Raw genomic sequence first — 17,390 nt, 5'->3', positions numbered from 1 at the left:
CTTGGCGACCATTCTTGAGCCTGGCGAGATCGAAGCGGCGGCGGGTTCACCGCCGTTCCTGCACTTGCCGCCGAGCAACCTGTTCGCGTTGCGGGCGCTGCGCCTGGAAAAACTGGCGGATGGGCATCCATTGGCCGATTACCTGCGCCTGGTGATCGACCTGTGCCGGGTTCAGCAGGACCTGCTGGACGATCCCCCTGTAAAGGCGCCACTCGACCGCGAACGACTGCGAATGTGCCAACAACACGGTTTGCCACCGTTCGCCGCCGACAGCCTGGTGCGCGAGGACATCTGGTTGGCGTATCTCGACGCCTTGCTGCAGCGATTTTCGCCACCGCCAAACGCTGCCGTCGAGAAAGCCGTCGCCTCCTTGCGCGACGCCAATAACGGTCAACGCAAAGCCTGGGCGATCGCCTTGGTCAGCGGCCAGTATTCGATGCTGCCGGCGGCACTGGTGCCGTTTCTCGGCGCGGCTTTGCAGGCTGTCTTCAGTCATTGGCTGCTGAACACGCCGGACCTTGCACTGAAACCCGGCGACAGCCTCAGCCAATGCCCGGCCTGTGGTTCACCGGCCATGGCCGGGGTCATCCGCCATCGCGGTAAACACAACGGTTTGCGTTATCTGGTGTGCTCGTTGTGCGCCTGCGAATGGCACGTGGTGCGGGTCAAGTGTGTGTATTGCGAACAAAGCAAAGGCCTGGAATATGTCAGCCTTGATGACGACCGCCACGCCGCCAATCAGGCGCCGTTGCGCGCCGAAACCTGTCCCGGCTGCCACAGTTACCTGAAACTGCTGTACCTGGAAAACGACGCCGAGGCCGAAGCGTTGTCGACCGACCTGACCAGCCTGATGTTGGACATGCGTCTGGAGCAGGAAGGTTATGTGCGCCCGGCGCCGAATCTTCTGCTCGCTCCGGGAGGCGACTAAGCACAGCGGCTACACTCAGGCGCGACAGTCAACGTTTGCGGGAGCGCCTGATGCCTGCCAGATCCGCCAGCCCAGCCTTGCGGCTGCCGTCCATCGACAGTTTGCTGCGCCATCCGGCGTGTCAGCCATTGGCCGAGCGCTATGGCCGTGACGCGCTGCTGACCAGCCTGCGGCAGTTGCTGGATGACCTGCGCGAATCGGTGCTGTTGAGCCAACTCGACGCCGTTGAACTCACCCCCGAAGTGTTGGCCGGCAGAGCGGGCGAGCGCTTGGCCCTGCAGCATCGCATCCACGTACGCCGGGTGTTCAACCTGACCGGCACGGTGCTGCACACCAACCTCGGCCGCGCCTTGTTGCCGGACGAAGCCATCGAGGCGGTGCAAATGGCCGCCCGCTATCCGCTCAATCTGGAATTCGATCTGCACAGCGGCAAGCGCGGCGACCGTGACGACCTGATCGAAGGCCTGATCCGCGAACTGACCGGCGCCGAAGCGGTGACCGTGGTCAACAACAACGCCGCTGCCGTGCTGCTGGCGCTCAACAGCCTGGGCGCGCGCAAGGAAGGGATCATTTCCCGGGGCGAGTTGATTGAAATCGGCGGCGCCTTCCGCATTCCCGACATCATGGCCCGGGCCGGTGTCCGCCTGCATGAAGTCGGCACCACCAACCGCACCCATGCCCGGGATTACGAGGCGGCAATCGGCCCGCGTAGCGGGTTGCTGATGCGTGTCCACGCCAGTAATTACGCCATTGAAGGCTTCACCGCCCGAGTGCCAACGGCCGAGTTGGCAGCACTGGCGCATAAACACGGTCTGCCGCTGCTCGAAGACCTCGGTAGCGGCAGTCTGCTCGACCTGACGCGTTGGGGCTTGCCCGCCGAACCCACGGTGCGCCAGGCGCTGATCGATGGCGCGGACATCGTCACCTTCAGCGGCGACAAGTTACTCGGCGGTCCTCAGGCCGGGTTGATCGTGGGTCGCAAAGACCTGATTGCGAAGATCAAAAAGAATCCGCTCAAGCGCGCGCTGCGGGTCGACAAGTTAACCCTGGCAGCCCTCGAAGCGGTGTTGGGTCTGTACCGCGATCCGGATCGACTGGCCGAACGGTTGCCGAGCCTGCGCCTGTTGACCCGACCGCAGGCCGACATCCTTGCCCAGGCGGAACGCCTGCAACCGTCATTGGCGCAGGCCGTGGGCGAAGGATGGACCGTCAGCGCGGTGCCGGCGCTGGGCATGATCGGCAGCGGCAGCCAACCGGTAGCGCGCCTGCCGAGCGCGGCGTTATGCCTGCGGCCAGAGGTCAGCAAGCGTCTGCGCGGGCGGCAATTGCTGGGGCTGGAGGCAGCGTTTCGCCAGTTGCCGATTCCGGTGCTGGGCCGACTTGACGACGACGCGCTGTGGCTGGACCTGCGCCAACTGGATGACGAAGCCGCGTGGCTGGCGCAACTCGATCAATTGCAGGTGCCCGGGTGATCGTCGGCACCGCCGGGCACATCGACCACGGCAAGACGCTGTTGCTCCAGGCGTTGACCGGTCAGGCCGGCGACCGTCGGCGGGAAGAGCGCGAACGTGGCATGACCATCGACCTCGGCTATCTCTACGCGGCGCTGGAACCCGGCGCGGCACTCACCGGTTTTATCGACGTGCCCGGCCATGAACGCTTCACCCACAACATGCTGGCGGGGGCTCAGGGCATTGATCTGGTGTTGCTGGTGGTCGCTGCGGATGACGGCGTCATGCCGCAGACTCGCGAGCATCTGGCAATCGTCGAACTACTGGGCATCCCTCGGGCCTTGGTGGCGATCAGCAAATGCGACCGGGTCGATGCAGCCCGTGTGCAAGCCGTACGCGAACAGATCGAAACCTTGCTCGCGCCCGGACCATTTTCCGGCGCGCCGCAGATTGCACTGTCGAACGTGACCGGGGAGGGTGTCGAAGCATTGCGTCAGGCGTTGCTGGACGCGCAGCGGGAAGTGCTTAAGCGCAGCACGAGCGGCGGTTTTCGGCTGGCGATTGATCGAGCGTTCAGCGTGGCCGGTGCCGGTATCGTAGTGACCGGCACCGCAGTTTCCGGGCAAGTTGCCGTGGGCGATACGCTGATGCTCGGTCCGTTGGGAAAAACTGTCCGTGTGCGTGGCTTGCATGCGCAAAATCAGGCAGCGGACAGCGCTTTTGCAGGCCAGCGAGTCGCGCTTAACCTGAGCGCCGAGCGCCTGGCATTGGAGCAGATTCACCGAGGCCATTGGCTGGTCGCCGAGTGGCTATACGCACCGACCCAGCGCCTGGACATCGACCTGCAGTTGCTGGCCAGCGAATCCAAGGCCTTCGAGCATTTTCAGCCGGTGCATGTTCACTTGGGCACTCAGGATGTCACCGGGCGAGTCGCGCTGCTGGAAGGTGCCAGCGTTGCGCCGGGCGAGCGGATGTTCGCGCAGATCCTGCTGAATGCGCCGGTGCAGGCGGTGAAGGGCGATCCTGTGATCCTGCGTGACCAAAGTGCCCAGCGAACCATTGGTGGCGGACGGGTGCTCGACCCGTTCGCGCCGACCCGACACCGCCGCAGTCCCGAGCGACTGGCGCAGCTCCAGGCGCTCGCCACCCACATTGCTCTGGAAGACGTCCTGCCTGCGTTATTGGTGAATAGCGAAACCGGGCTCGATCCGCAGCGCCTTGAGCGTCAATTCAACCGACCGCGTGACACCTGGGTGCTGCCCGCCGATGTCCGTTTGATCGCTACGCGCCAAGGTCCGTTGCTGTTCAGTGCGGACCGCTGGGAGGCTTTGAAAGCGCCGCTGCTGGAGCATCTGGCGCGCTTTCATCAACTCGAACCGGACCAGATGGGACCCGACCGGGATCGCCTCCGTCGCTTCACCGGCACTTCGTTGGACCGTCCGACCTTCATCAGCCTGCTCGACGAACTGCTCGCCAGCGGTTCCCTGCTTGCCAGCGGGCCTTGGCTGCATCTGCCCGAGCATCAGGTGCGCTTGAGTGAAGAGGATGAAGCCCTGTGGCAACAGCTGCAGCCGTTGTTCGAACAGGCCAGTTTCAATGCGCCGTGGGTGCGCGACCTTGGTCATGATGAAGTGACGGTGCGTTTGCTGTTGCGCAAAATGGCGAGGCTCGGGCTGGTGCATCAAGTGGTCCGCGACCTGTTCTACACCGACGCAATCATCCGTCGATTGGCGGCTATGCTTGTGCAACTGGCCGCGCAGGACCCGATGATCCAGGTCGCTGCGTTTCGCGATACCGTGGGCCTTGGGCGCAAGCGCAGCATCCAGATTCTCGAATACTTCGATCGGTTGGGCCTTACCCGACGCTTCGGCGACAAGCGCCATCTGCGCCTCGACAATGCGTTGGCCCAAAGCAAAGACAACTGACTTCAAGGAAGACAATCGCGCCCGGTGGCGCGGCCGGGCTTCAAACCCGGTTGGGGACGGCATCCGTTCCCGGGCAGGTTCGACTCCGGCTGTCTTCCGCCATTTCCTCAAACACCCCCAATCCCTGTGGGAGCGGGCTTGCTCGCGAAGACGGCCTGGCATTCAACATCAATGTCGACTGAACTGACGCCTTCGCGAGCAAGCCCGCTCCCACACTGACCGCATTACATTCCCTTCAAGTTCAGCGGGTACTGGATCACCACGTACACCCGGTCAATGTCATCGCCGGCCTGGGCAGTATTGGCCCGGTGCGACACATGGGACAGTTGCAGGGACAAACCCTTGGCCGCACCTGACTGCACGATGTAACGGAGGTCGATATCGCGTTCCCAATGCCGGCCGCCATCGCCTTGTTGAGGCACGTATTGACCGACGGACTCATCAAAAGGGTTGTAGGCGCCGCCCTTGGGCGCGTGGGTGCCGTCGATCTGGCTGCCCGTGACGTAACGGGTCATGAAATTCAGGCCGGGAATCCCGAAGGTACTCAAATCGAGGTCGTAACGTGCCTGCCATGAGCGTTCGTGGGCGCCGTTGAAGTCGGCGTACTTGATCGAGTTGGCGAGGTAGATCGAGTCTCCGCCGACAAAGTCGAACGGCGTGTCGCCATTGATTTTTTGATACGCCAGGGTGAAGGCATGCGCACCGACGGTGTACTTGCCCGAGAGGCTGAACGCGGTGTTGTCGATGGCGCCGGCCAGCGCTTTGCCGGTGTCCTGCGTGTGGTAGAGGTTGGCGTCGAGGAACACGCCAGGCTGCTTCAGGTGCAGGTTGGCGTAATACTGATGCCAGGTGTCGGTCAGTTCTGACGCGTAGAGCGCGCCGCCGACGGGGCGTTGGGTGAACAGGTCGGTGCCGAGAAACGTAATGCCGCCGGCCTCGGTGTTGGCACCGTAGCCATAGAAGTTGCCCTTGCCCGAAGCACTGTCCTGGTTCTTGAATGCCGTGAAATGACCGGCCACCAGATTCATATCATCGATTTCGCGGCTGTTCAGCAGCAAGCCTGTGGCGTACTCCGGTTGCAGGCGTTTGTCCGCGGTGTCGAACACCGGGGTTTCCACCATCATTTCACCGAAGGCCAAGGTGGTTCGCGAAGCTCTGATTTTCAGTGCGCCACCGCCACTGGAATAGTTGTCTTCGCTGCGACCGTCATCATTCACGGGCAGCAATCCGGTGCCGGAATGGCCCTTGCCGCCATCCAGTTTCAACCCCAGAAAGGCATGAGCATCCAGGCCAAAACCAAACGTACCAGGTGTGAAACCGGATTCAAAAGTGCTGATAAAGCCTTGAGCCCATTCCGCTTTATAGCTTTTGCCTGTCGGCGAAGGGGATCGGTAGTCGCTGTTGAGGTAGAAGTTGCGGCTGAGCACGTCAAGCGTCGCGCCGTCGAGAAACCCTTGTGCGGGTTCATCAGCCAAGGCGGTTCCGGCGAACAGCATCGACAACCAAAAGTGCTTGCGAAACGTCATCGTCAATCACCACGCAGCAGCGACTGCGCAATCTCCGCAGTCGCTGGCTATTTACAGGAAAAGCGCTTAGTGGCCTTCCGAGGCACCGAACATGGTTTTGGCGTAGATCAGGCCAAGACCGTAGGAGCCACCGTTGGCAATCGAGGTTTTCACGGTTTCTTCGTAGGTCTCGGTACGTGCCCAGTCACGCTGCAGTTCCAGCAGGTATTGCAGCGAAGTCATCGGGCGGGCGCCGATCTGGATCATGCGCTGCATGGCCATTTCGTGGGCTTCGGTGCTGACGTCGCCACAGGCATCGGCAATCACGTAGACCTCGAAACCCTGGTCGATGGCCGACAGCGCCGGGCCGACGATGCACACCGAGGTCCACAGGCCGGCGAGGACGATTTTCTGTTTGCCGAAGGCGTTGACTTCAACGGCGATGCGCTCGTCTTCCCAGGTGTTCATGCTGGTACGGTCGATGACGTTGTGTTCCGGGAACACCGACTTGATTTCGTCGAAGATCGGCCCGGAAAAGCTCTTCTCGGCGACGGTGGTCAGGATGGTCGAGACCTTGAATCCCCGCGCAGCCTTGGCCACGAGTGCGGCGTTGTTGCGCAGGGTGACGGCGTCGATCGATTTGGTCGCGAAGGACATCTGCGACTGGTGATCGATCATGATCAGGGTGTGGTCGGTCGGGGTCAGCAGGGTTTTGCCGGGAACAGCTTTGGCGATGGCCATGGCGAGGTCCTTACGGGTGAGTGAGGAGGCCATGGTTGCGCAGATTCGGGTGGGGATATTGAGTCGGTGTGCTGTGTTTGGCGCTTTTTTGCGGGGAGCGAGGGAGCTTTTCGGAACGCCGCTTCTGTAGCAGCTGTCGAGCTTGCGAGGCTGCGTTCGGCTGCGCAGCAGTCGTAAAACCTGAGTACGCGGTGAGTCTGACGCACCGCATTGTCTGACCTTACGACTGCTGCGCAGCCGAACGCAGCCTCGCAAGCTCGACAGCTGCTACAGAGCCGGGCGCAGGCGGCTACAAGTCAGGCGCTGAGCCCGGGTTTTTCGCCGCGCGGGGCCGTCTGTCATTGCATCACATAACGCCCGGGCGCCGATTCAATCGCCTGGTATTGCGTGTTGCCGGTGTGCAAAACCGAAGGCTGGCGCTCGCCGGCCTGGTCTGCGAGCCAGACGAACCAGTCATTCCACCAGCTGCCGGCATGTTCCTGGGCATTCATGAACCAGGTTTCGGGATCTTTAGTGACCCGATTATTGGTCCAGTAATGGCGTTTTTCCTTGGCCGGCGGGTTGATCACTCCGGCGATATGCCCGGAGGCTCCCAGTACAAAGCGCTTGGTCCCGGAGAGCAATTGGGTGCTGGCGTAAGCGCTGCGCCACGGCACGATGTGGTCATCATGCGTTGCGAGGATGTACGCCGGCGCATCGATGGCACGCAGATCGAGCTTGACCCCGCAGCAATCCAGCTCACCGGATTTCAGGTCGTTCTGCAAGTAGGTGTGGCGCAGGTACCAGCAGTACATCGGGCCTGGAAGGTTGGTGCTGTCGTTGTTCCAGAACAGCAGGTCGAGGGGGATCGGCTTCTGGCCCTTGAGGTACTTGTCGACGTTGTAGTTCCACCACAAATCGTTGGGGCGCAGCAGCGAGAAGGTGTTGCCCATGTCCTCGCCCTTGAACAGACCGATGGGGCCATCCAGGCCGCCGATGGTGCGCTCGCGATAGGCCACCAATTGCTCGTCGACGAAGATGTCGATAGGGCCGGTGTCGAGGTAGTCGAGGAAGGTGGTCAACAGGCTCACGCTGCCGATGTCCTTGTCGCCGCGGGCCGCCAGCACGGCCAGCGCCGAACTCAACAGTGTGCCGCCGATGCAGAAGCCTACGCAGTTGGGGCGTTGCTCGCCGCTGATCTCGCGGGTCACTTGCAGGCCTTTGATGATGCCGGTTTCGATCAGGTCATCCCAGGTGGTGCCGGCGTGCGCCTGATCGAAGTTGCGCCACGACATCAGGAACACCGGGTGGCCTTGTTGCAACAGATGGCGAACCATCGAGTTGTCCGGGCGCAGGTCGAGGATGTAGTACTTGTTGATCGACGGCGGGACGATGAACACCGGACGCCGGTACTGGGTTTCGCTTTGCGGGTAGTACTGAATCAGCTGGAACAGTTCGTTCTCGAACACCACTTCGCCGGGGGTGTTGGCCAGGTCGACGCCGACGGTGAAGGCGCCGCTGTCGCACTGGCGCATCTTGCCTTCCTGCAGGTCGCTGGCCAGGTGCAACAGGCCGGTGAACAGGCTGCCGCCCTGGGTGTCGACGACGCGTTGCAAGGCATCGGGGTTGCTCGCCAGAAAATTGCTGGGGGCACCGGCGGCAATCGCCTGCTCCACCAGGTACAGCAGGCGCTGGCGGGGTTTCTTGTCTTTGATCGGTAGTTTATCGAGCAGCTTCAGCAGGAAACCGGCGTTGAGCAAGTAGAACGCGGCGAGGGAGCCGAACAGTGGCGTGCTCCAGTTGCCGCTGGCAAAACGCCGATCTTCGAAGGAAAACGGTTGGCCGGTCAGCAGGCGCTGGCCCAGATCACCCCATTGGGTTTGATACTCGGTTTGCAGACTTTCCAGGGTGGTGCGTGGAAGGTCGAACCACTTTTCGTATTCCTGGCCGGTGAACCATGGATTGGTGCTGACCCACAGGCGTAATTGTTGCACTGCAAAGGAGGCAATGAACGGGACCTGACCGGACCAGAAGGTGTTGAAAGTGTGCGCGTTATTGTCCATGGAACTCCTTGCCCACATCGGAAAACCGGGCAGAAAAAAACCGCGGTGCCGGAATTCGGCACCGCGTCAGCAGTCAAGCAAGCAGTCCTGTGTTTCTTGTTTTTATCGTTCGATGACCAGGCTGACGCCTTGGCCGCCACCGATGCACAACGTGGCCAAGCCTTTTTTGCCGTCACGGCGAATCAGTTCGTGCACCAGCGACACCAGAATCCGTGCGCCCGACGCGCCGATCGGATGACCCAGCGCAATCGCGCCACCGTTGACGTTGACCTTCGCGGTGTCCCAGCCCAATTCTTTGCCGACCGCCAGTGATTGCGCGGCGAACGCTTCGTTGGCTTCGATCAGGTCGAGGTCGTCGAGGCTCCAGCCGGCTTTCTCCAGCACCAGGCGAGTGGCCGGGACCGGGCCGATGCCCATGATCGACGGGTCGACACCTGCGCTCGCGTAAGCCTTGATGCGCGCCAGAACCGGCAAGCCGAGGGCTTGGGCCTTGGCGGCGCTGGCCAGCAGCAACACGGCGGCACCATCGTTGAGGGTCGACGAATTGCCGGCGGTGACGCTGCCGTCCTTCTGGAACGCCGGCTTGAGGTTGCTCAGTGCTTGCAGCGTGCCGCCCGGGCGCGGTTGTTCATCCGTATCGAAGACCAGCGGATCGCCCTTGCGCTGAGGGATCAGGATCGGGGTGATTTGCCCCTTGAAGTAGCCCGCTTCGATGGCGGCGGCCGCTTTCTGTTGCGAGGCGGCGGCGAACGCGTCCTGAGCTTCGCGGCTGAGACTGTACTGAGCGGCCAGGTTCTCAGCGGTGATGCCCATGTGGTAGTCGTTGAAGGCGTCCCACAAACCGTCCTGAATCACGCTGTCTTGCAATTGCGCATGACCCAGGCGCAGACCGGTGCGGACCTTGGGCAGCACATACGGCGCCAGGCTCATGTTTTCCTGACCGCCAGCAATGATCAGCTCGGCGTCGCCGCAACGGATCGCCTGAACAGCCAGCTGCACAGCCTTGAGGCCCGAACCGCAGACCTTGTTCAGGGTCAGGGCAGGAGTGGTGAAGGGCAGGCCGGCCTTGATTGCCGTCTGGCGGGCCGGGTTTTGTCCTGAGCCTGCGGTGAGGACTTGGCCAAGAATCACTTCATCAATCTGAGTGCCGTCCAGACCGGTCTCTTCCAGCAGACGGCGAATCACTGCGGCGCCCAGCTCAGTGGCTGGAATCGCCGACAAGGCCCCTTGAAAACTGCCGATGGCGGTACGTGTAGCGGCAACGATTACGACTTCGTTCATGCGTGACCTCATTAAGATTCTGTCCAGCGGGAGCAGGGCGTCCTTGCCCTGATCGGTCTACTGCATGTTCATGCCGCCGTTCACCGAGAAGTCGGCGCCGGTGCTGTAGCCCGATTCATCGGACGCCAGCCACGCAACGATCGAAGCGATTTCTTCGGGTTGGCCGAGGCGCCCGACCGGGGTAGCGGCAATCATGGTGTCGAGGATGTCCGGGCGGATGGCCGCGGTCATGCTGGTCTGGATGTAACCCGGGGAGACGGTGTTGACGGTCACGCCCTTGCCGGACACTTCCCGCGCCAGGGCCATGGTGAAGCCATGGATGCCGGCCTTGGCCGCACTGTAGTTGGTCTGGCCGAACTGGCCGCGCTGACCGTTGATCGAGGAGATATTGATCACCCGTCCCCAACCCTTGGCCAACATGCCTTCAATCACTTGCTTGGTGGTGTTGAACACGCCGCTGAGGTTGGTGCCGATGACCGCGTTCCAGTCCTCGTGCGTCAGTTTGCGAAAGGAAGCATCGCGAGTGATGCCGGCGTTGTTGACCAGCACATCGATAGGGCCGAATTGTTCGCGCGCCATCTCGAAGGCCTTGCGCGTCGACTCCCAATGGGTGATGTCGCCGTAGATGCAGTCGAACTGATAACCCGCCGCGAGCTGGGTGGCGATCCAGTCATTCTTGCGGGCGGAATCGGCGCTACAGCCGACGATGACCTTGAATCCTTCCTTGTACAGGCGCTGGCTTATCGCCGTGCCAATCCCACCCATACCACCCGTGACCAACGCAATACGACCAAGCGACTTCATAAGCTCCGTTCCTTTTTTGTTTTTGCGCTGCAAGATGGGCGATTGTTCGGTATTGGCGGGGGATGCGGAAGTGTTGGGAGGTGACGGCGTGGTGTCCAACGGTGCCACGAGCGGTTTAGTTGCGTCGGGGCGACGAATGGCCCGAAACACTGGCTAAAAGTGAGGAGTACCTATACTGGGATCAATATTGGCAACGAAGCATCCCGTTAGAATTTTGATTCATCGCAGATCAGTTATGGCTCCGGACAGGATGTCCGGTTCCACAGGTCATTGAGGACGCCATGTATAGAATGAGTTCAGGCTATGCCAGCGTGCTGGTAAATACGCTCTCGGCTCAAGGACTGGATGTCGCCAGTCTGTGTCGGGAGGCTGGACTAGACATTAATCTCGCGAACAAACCAGGCGCGTTTTGCGAGCGAAAGGCCATCTATCGACTCTGGGAACTGGCCGCTGAGGCCTCAAGTGATCCGGACATCGGCTTACGGGCCTATGGCAGTTTCCACCCCGGCAGCTTTCAGATCGTCGGCTACACCATGATGTCCAGCCTGAATCTGAAAAAAGCCCTTGAACGCCTGGTTCGTTTCAGTCCGTTGATCGGCACCGGGTTCAGCCTTTTCTTTACCGCCGAACAGCAACATTACCGCCTGTCCAGCCTCGACCATCAGCAGCATGGTTCGGTCAAACCGCGCCAGTACACCGATGCCGGGCTGGCGTCATTGCTGAGTTTCTGCCGCAAGCTGTCGGGCGGCGAAGCACCGCACCCCTTGAGCGTTGAGTTCACTTATCCCGAACCGGAAGACATCTCCGAGCATCGGCGGCTGTTTGGCTGCAATCTGGAGTTCGACGCGCCTTACGACAGCATTTTGTTTGACGGGCAGGAGCTGATGCGACCGTTGAGCATGGGCAACGAAGCGTTGGCCGTGCTGCATGACAGTTTTGCCGAGGCGCAACTGGACCTGCTGTTTGGGTTTTGCATTGTCGGGCGGATTCGCGCGCTGATTACCGAGCGCTTGAGTCAGGGCCAGGGGCAGTGCGACATGGAATCGATTGCCGCTGCGTTGAACATCAGCAAGCGCACGCTGCAACGGGCGTTGGAAAAGGAGGGGACTCAATTCAAGGACGTGCTGAACGCGGTGCGCCGGCAACTGGCCGATTTCTACCTGCGCCACTCTCACTTCAACATGAAGCATGTGGCGTATCTCCTTGGTTTTCATGACCACAGCAGCTTCAACAAAGCCTGTACCCGTTGGTTTGGCATGACACCGGGGCAGTACCGCTCCGATGAATCGTTTGAAATCGAGGAAACCGCGCCAGTGTGACGCGGTGCTCGTCAGCGGTCCGGGGTTATTTCACCGGCGGTTTTTTAACGCTTTTCTTGCCTTTGGCAGGTTTGCGAACGGGAGTCGCAGCCTTGGCGATTGGCGCGGTAGTCGCTACTACAGTTTTTTGCGCGATGGGCTTGGGTGGTGTCGGCGCAGGTGCGACAACCAAGGCTTCCTCCTCGACAACATCGGCTTCACCAGGAGGTTGAGTCAAGTTGAAACCCGGCAACGGCACATCGAGCAGGGTGTGCAATTCACACCAGAACGGGTTGTCTGCGCCGCTGGTCAGCAGTTCCGGGAGCAAATTGGCCACGGCCGCCAGCACCTGTTGGCGCTCTTCGACCTCGGCCAGCATCAGGGGCAAGCTGTGCAGGCTTTCCTGCGGGTGGGTGGCGACCAGCAGTTTCTGCAGGCGCAGGGTTTCACGCAGGTCCAGAGGCTCGGCGCTGTAGTCCTGCAGCAGCACCTGCAATTGCAGGATCAGTTTCTCGACGCTTTGCTTGCCCGGCTCGTCGCTGTCGCGGCCCAGCAGGAACAGGATCCGGATCAAGGCTTCCATCAAACCGCCCACGGGCAGGGCGTCCTGAAGGCGTTCGATCAAGACTTTATCGTGCTGCTCGGCATGCCCCTGGAGATCGCGCCCCGAGGTATTGCCGGCGAGGCTGTTAAGCACGCCATACACACCGTAAAAACTCATTTCCTGAGCGGCATCACGCAGGTCCCGATAGCCGTTCAAGGCGTCCTGGATCTGGTTGGAAAACAGATCCTGCCAGGCCAGCAACGGATTGGACGGATGGGCGGGATGACGATCTTTGTTCACTTGCGCGGCACTGCCTGCCAGCCACCAGAGCGCCGGGTTCAAACTGTTCCACATCACCTGTTGCTGGTGGAACGGGTGAGCCTTGCGCATCATTTCGGCGGTCGGCTCGTTAATCAGCTGACGCAACCACGGCCGTACACATCCATCGTAAAGCGTGTTGTTGAAGTCAGAGGCACGCTCGACCAGCGCGAATTCGCGATCGTCGTCACGGGGCGGCGGCACTTCACCATGGATGTCGGCGATACGGCGGGGCTCGAAACGCACGGCGTACGGCGTATCCGAGTGTTCCGGCAGGTCATCGATGAGCATTTCATAGAGCCCGCCCGGCAGTTCATTGATCGCGTCGACGGCACCCAGCAACTCGCGGTGTTCACGTCGCGCCACTTCGCCGGAAACAAAAATGCCCAGATGACCGATGCTCGCATGTCGCAGGTACACGATGGTGCGACCGGCATTTTGCAGGGCGAGGTCGCTGGGATAGACGTCGGTGATCCAGTCCAGCGCCTGTTGCGGGGAGGTGATGTTGTCGCCATAGGAGCAGAACACCACCACCGGCACTTCGATGCGTTTGAGGTCAAGCCCGCTGCTCTTGCGCCCGAGGCCGCCGGACAGCTGATTGCCAATGAACAGGTCGTCGACAATCATCTCGATCTCTTCACCATTGAGCAGGGTCGGGCTGCCCCACCAGCGTTCGAAATCCAGGAAGCGCGGGGCTTCGCTGTCGACTTCGCTGAACAGGTGGTAGTACTTGCCCCACAAGGCGTTGGCCGGGTCGAGGCTTTCGAAATTGCTGACCAGCCAGGTGCCGTCGAAACGGTCATTGCCCAGGTCGCTGCCCAGGCGTGCCATCCAGCCGCCGCCCAGCAATCCGCCGGTGTAGCGCATCGGGTTGCGGCCATTGACGCCGGCCCAGTACGACAGCGGCGCGCCATTGACGATGATCAGTCCCGGCAATTCCGGGCGGGTCGCCGCCAGGCCCATCAATGCCCAGCCGGCCTGGCAATTGCCGATGACCACGGGTTTGGCACTGGAAGGATGTCGCGCGCTGACCTCTTCGATAAACCGCGCCTGAGCTAAAACGATGTCCGCCAGGGTTTGCCCCGGGCGTGGCGAATGGCTGAACGAGATGAAATAGGTCGGGTGGCCGGCGCGCAAGCTTTCACCGATGACCGAATCCTGTTTAAAGCCGCCGATCCCCGAGCCGTGGCCGCCGCGCGGGTCAATGATGATCACCGGTTGTTTTTTGCTGTCGAGCTGTTGCCCGGGGCCCGCAAGGATCTGCAGCAGCGAGTAGTTGACCGGGCGCGGCAGGTCTTCACCGGCAATCAGGGTTTCATGATTGAACTTGAGCAGCAGCGGATACCCGGCGCGTTCGTGGGCCAGGGTGTTGTCGCCGCGCTGACGCAAGGTGTCCCAGAACAGCACGCTGCGTTGGCCCAGGTCGGTGAGGTATTCCTGCCAGTCAGCGGCGGTTGGCTGTTTAAGCAGCCCAAGGCTTGAAGGGGCGTAGGTTTTGGCTTGGCGCTGCTGCACGGCGTCGAGGACGTTGCGGGTGTTGAGACGCTGCAGATGGTTGAGGTGCTCGAATAAACCGGACGGAGTCGAAAGCCCTTCATCTTGCATCGCAATATTTTCTTCCTGACCCATCGTGAACTCCTGATGCCATGCGTGGGAACGTCGCCATGGCTAATAGAAGCCAAGCCGGCCGTTCGATTTTCACGAGTGTATAGGGAATACCGGTCAAGGAAGCGAACTTTATTGTGCGCTGCACAAAATAGCCGTTGCTAAATAGTTTTGTGCACTGCAATATTCAACCTAACGCGATGGCTGGCAGGATCGCTTCGCGTCCTCAGGTCCATCCGGGCCTTTCAGTACCAGGAGATTCAAGCATGTCTTTTTTCAATTCGGAAAAACTGCAAACCGCTCAGAAAGCCAACCTCGATCTTTTGCAGCAGATCAGCGGCAAAGTCTTCGCCAGCGTTGAACAGCTGAGCCAGTTGCAGTTCAAGGCACTGCGCGACTCCACCGAAGAACACTTCGAAGGCGTGCGCAAGCTGCTGGCCGTGCGTGATCCACAGGGTTTTGCTGATTTGCAGGCGTCGTTCACCCAGCCGAGCGCGCAGACCGAACGTCTGGCCGAGTTCAATCGTCAGGTTCAAGCGCTGATCGTGGGCACGCAGTCGGACATCGCCAAACTGACGTCGAGTCAGGTCGAGGCGGGCACCCAGCAAGTGAATGAGTTTGTTGAATCGATCAGCAAGAATGCACCGGCCGGTTCCGAGCCTGTCGTGGCTGCCTTCAAGTCGGGCCTGGCGAATGCCGGTACCGTGTTCGAAAGCGCACAGAAAGCCGTGAAACAGGCTTCCGATGTGGCTCAGAGCAATTTCGACGCCGCCACTGCCGCTGCCGCCAAAGCAGCACCGGAAGCGGGCGCCAAGGCTACCAGCGGTAACAAGTAAGTCGTTTCAGGCCAGCGGCACAAAAATGGCGATGGGTTTATTCCCCATCGCCATTTTTTTTCGGCCCGCTTTCGGTGCCGGGCTTGGCGCCAAACATGCCGAACAGGTTCTGGGTATTGAGGTACAAGGCCTTGGACTGGTCGACATACTGGCGCATCAGGTCCTGCATGACCGGGGCCTGTTGATGCATGAAGTCGCTCCACGCCTCGGACGACTGCGCGCCGGTCTGCGACTGGATGTCGATGACGGTCTGGATGCTTTTGTCGAGGTAGCTGCCGAGCACGCCCTGATACGGACCATAGAACTGGATAATCCCCATCAGCATCTCGCTGGTGAAGATCGGCTCTCCGCCGCTTTCGGCTTCCAGAATCACTTGCAGCAGGATGCTGCGCGTCAGGTCCTCGCCGCTCTTGGCATCGACCACCTGAAAGGCAACTTTATCGACGACTAACTGACGAATGTCTGCCAACGTCAGATGACTGCTGGTGTGGGTGTCATACAGTCGGCGATTGGGGTACTTCTTGATCAGGCGGGGGGTGTTATCGGTCATGCGGGCGTCTCGCGGCGGGCCTGGTTTGCAGGCATCTTAACCTACTATGGCCACTGCCGCGGTGTGCTGTCGGGGAAGGGAGGCCACGCTCGACCTCTTTAGTGCTTCTGAGGCCGCCTTCGCGAGCAAGCCCGCTCCCACACTGGATCTTCAGTGTTCACAAGTCCCCTGCGGGAGCGGGCTTGCTCGCGAAGAGGCCCGCCAACACACCGCAAAACCTGAAGAAAAAAAGGGAACCCGCCGCCAAGCGAGTCCCCCCTTTGTGAAACCTGAACGGGTTTACCAGATCGGCAGTGTGTAGCTGACAATCAAGCGATTCTCATCCAGATCACTGCCGAAGTTGGTCGACCGCACCGTCGCATTCCGCCATTTCACCCCGACATTCTTCAGCGGACCGCTCTGCACGACATAACCAATGTCGGTATCACGCTCCCATTCCTTGCCTTCCGGACGGTTGCCGCCCAGGTCGATATTGTCGCCGGTGATGTAGCGGGTCATGAAGGTCAGCCCCGGCACACCCATGGCCGCGAAGTTGTAGTCGTAACGCGCCTGCCAGGATTTTTCGTCCTTGCTGGCGAAGTCACCGATCTGCACGAAGTTCACCAGGAACGCATCGGTGCCGTTGACGTAAGCAAAACCGGTGTCGCCGCTCATGCCTTGATAACCCAGGCCAAACGCATGCCCGCCGAGGCTGTAGGTGAACATCGCGCCAATCGCATTGTTGTCGACATTGCTGCCGCCATCATCCGTGGAACGGCCGTAGCGCAGGTCCGTCTTCAGCGACTGGCCCGTGGTCACCGGCAACACGTAGGTCAGGTTCACCAGGTGCTGGCTGTAGAAATTGTCGAGGTGACCGTAGCTGTAGCCGGTGGCGAGGTTGCTGGTCCATTTGTAGTTGAGGCTGGCGAAATCGAAGCTGTCGCTGTCGACATGCCGCGTGGTGATGCCTTTGGCGCCGGTGCGGGTGATGCCCATGTCCTCGTAGTCCGAGGAGTCGCGCTGATTGACCTGGGTCAGCCGTCCGGCGTCCACGGTCAGGCCTTCCACTTCCAGCGAGGTCAACTGACCGCCCTTGAAGGTTTGTGGCAACAGCCGTGAATCGTTGGCCAATACCGTTGGCAGTTTGGGCAGCAGCGTGCCGAGTTTCAGCGTGCTTTTGGAGGCGCGCAGTTTGGCGGTCAAACCCAGTTCGCCGTACTCGTCCTGCGCCCCTTTGCTCGTGTCGCCATGCCGTTTGAGCAGGCCGGAACCTGCGCGATCAGGGCTGGAATCAAGCTTGACGCCGACCAGGCCAATCGCATCGAAACCGACGCCGATCAAACCGTCGGTGAAGCCCGACTCATAACGCAGCAGAAAGCCCTGGGCCCATTCCTCTTGTTTGGATTGGGCGGCGTTGTCCTGGCGATAATCACGGTTGAAATAGAAGTTGCGCAGCTCGAGGCTGGCCTTGCTGTCTTTGACAAAGTCCGCAGCAGCGGGGGCCGAGAGGCTGATGACGCCGCCGGCCAGCAACAGACGGGTAGCGAGAGTGCGGGTGTTGCGGTCCATGGTGAAGCCCCTTT

At 60.8% G+C, this 17,390-nt stretch carries 13 protein-coding genes and 1 tRNA gene; 6 read left to right on the top strand and 8 right to left on the bottom strand.

The genetic code is table 11. The features are described from left to right. Nucleotide 1 precedes the first annotated feature (1 nt). From fdhE to ACA049_RS15315, 4 genes are all read left to right on the top strand, one after another. Nucleotides 2-928: a formate dehydrogenase accessory protein FdhE gene (gene fdhE / locus ACA049_RS15330; protein ID WP_497328134.1), complete on the top strand. Its 927-nt coding sequence runs from the start codon at nt 2-4 to the stop codon at nt 926-928. Between the two features lie 50 nt (nt 929-978). Further along, a complete protein-coding gene (gene selA, locus ACA049_RS15325; protein ID WP_497328132.1) occupies nt 979-2,400 on the top strand; it encodes an L-seryl-tRNA(Sec) selenium transferase in 1,422 nt (473 codons plus the stop codon). After that, on the top strand, nt 2,397-4,304 hold the full coding sequence (selB, locus tag ACA049_RS15320) for a selenocysteine-specific translation elongation factor (RefSeq protein WP_497336877.1): 1,908 nt from the start codon (nt 2,397-2,399) through the stop codon (nt 4,302-4,304). The genes selA and selB overlap by 4 nt, the downstream gene beginning before the upstream one ends. A 6-nt stretch (nt 4,305-4,310) precedes the next feature. Continuing rightward, nucleotides 4,311-4,406, top strand: a tRNA-Sec gene (locus ACA049_RS15315). A 122-nt stretch (nt 4,407-4,528) separates the two neighbouring features. On the opposite strand, the gene ACA049_RS15310 is transcribed toward ACA049_RS15315, so the two are convergent. The 5 genes from ACA049_RS15310 to phbB form a co-directional block, all read right to left on the bottom strand. Beyond that, nucleotides 4,529-5,830, bottom strand: a complete 1,302-nt coding sequence (locus ACA049_RS15310) for an OprD family porin (protein ID WP_497328130.1) — start codon at nt 5,828-5,830, stop codon at nt 4,529-4,531. A 66-nt stretch (nt 5,831-5,896) separates the two neighbouring features. Beyond that, complete coding sequence (locus ACA049_RS15305) at nt 5,897-6,550, bottom strand: hydrolase (RefSeq protein ID WP_094467459.1); 654 nt, start codon at nt 6,548-6,550, stop codon at nt 5,897-5,899. Nucleotides 6,551-6,888: 338 nt separating this feature from the next. Continuing rightward, on the bottom strand, nt 6,889-8,592 hold the full coding sequence (gene phaC, locus ACA049_RS15300) for a class I poly(R)-hydroxyalkanoic acid synthase (protein ID WP_497328128.1): 1,704 nt from the start codon (nt 8,590-8,592) through the stop codon (nt 6,889-6,891). Between the two features lie 102 nt (nt 8,593-8,694). Beyond that, complete coding sequence (locus tag ACA049_RS15295) at nt 8,695-9,873, bottom strand: acetyl-CoA C-acetyltransferase (RefSeq protein WP_497328126.1); 1,179 nt, start codon at nt 9,871-9,873, stop codon at nt 8,695-8,697. Between the two features lie 57 nt (nt 9,874-9,930). Further along, entirely contained in the window at nt 9,931-10,677 is a 747-nt protein-coding gene (gene phbB / locus ACA049_RS15290; RefSeq protein WP_497328124.1) for an acetoacetyl-CoA reductase, read from the bottom strand. A gap of 281 nt (nt 10,678-10,958) precedes the next feature. On the opposite strand from phbB, the gene ACA049_RS15285 reads away from it, so the two are divergent. Beyond that, nucleotides 10,959-11,996 carry an AraC family transcriptional regulator gene (locus ACA049_RS15285; protein WP_497328122.1) on the top strand — a complete coding sequence of 346 codons (1,038 nt, stop codon included), beginning with the start codon at nt 10,959-10,961 and terminating at the stop codon, nt 11,994-11,996. A 25-nt stretch (nt 11,997-12,021) separates the two neighbouring features. On the opposite strand, the gene ACA049_RS15280 is transcribed toward ACA049_RS15285, so the two are convergent. Next, entirely contained in the window at nt 12,022-14,466 is a 2,445-nt protein-coding gene (locus ACA049_RS15280) for a DUF3141 domain-containing protein (RefSeq protein ID WP_497328120.1), read from the bottom strand. A 242-nt stretch (nt 14,467-14,708) separates the two neighbouring features. On the opposite strand from ACA049_RS15280, the gene phaP reads away from it, so the two are divergent. Beyond that, nucleotides 14,709-15,278 (top strand): TIGR01841 family phasin, encoded by a 570-nt coding sequence (gene phaP, locus ACA049_RS15275; RefSeq protein WP_497328118.1) that lies wholly within the window; start codon nt 14,709-14,711, stop codon nt 15,276-15,278. 37 nt (nt 15,279-15,315) lie between these two features. On the opposite strand, the gene phaR is transcribed toward phaP, so the two are convergent. Continuing rightward, nucleotides 15,316-15,828: a polyhydroxyalkanoate synthesis repressor PhaR gene (gene phaR / locus ACA049_RS15270; protein ID WP_497328116.1), complete on the bottom strand. Its 513-nt coding sequence runs from the start codon at nt 15,826-15,828 to the stop codon at nt 15,316-15,318. Between the two features lie 279 nt (nt 15,829-16,107). Continuing rightward, a complete protein-coding gene (locus ACA049_RS15265) occupies nt 16,108-17,376 on the bottom strand; it encodes an OprD family porin (RefSeq protein ID WP_497328114.1) in 1,269 nt (422 codons plus the stop codon). Nucleotides 17,377-17,390 lie beyond the last annotated feature (14 nt).

It is taken from the genome of Pseudomonas sp. LBUM1662, from assembly GCF_059695915.1.
The sequence above is the reverse complement of the archived record's forward strand: the minus strand, read 5'-3'. Positions and strand labels throughout refer to the sequence as shown.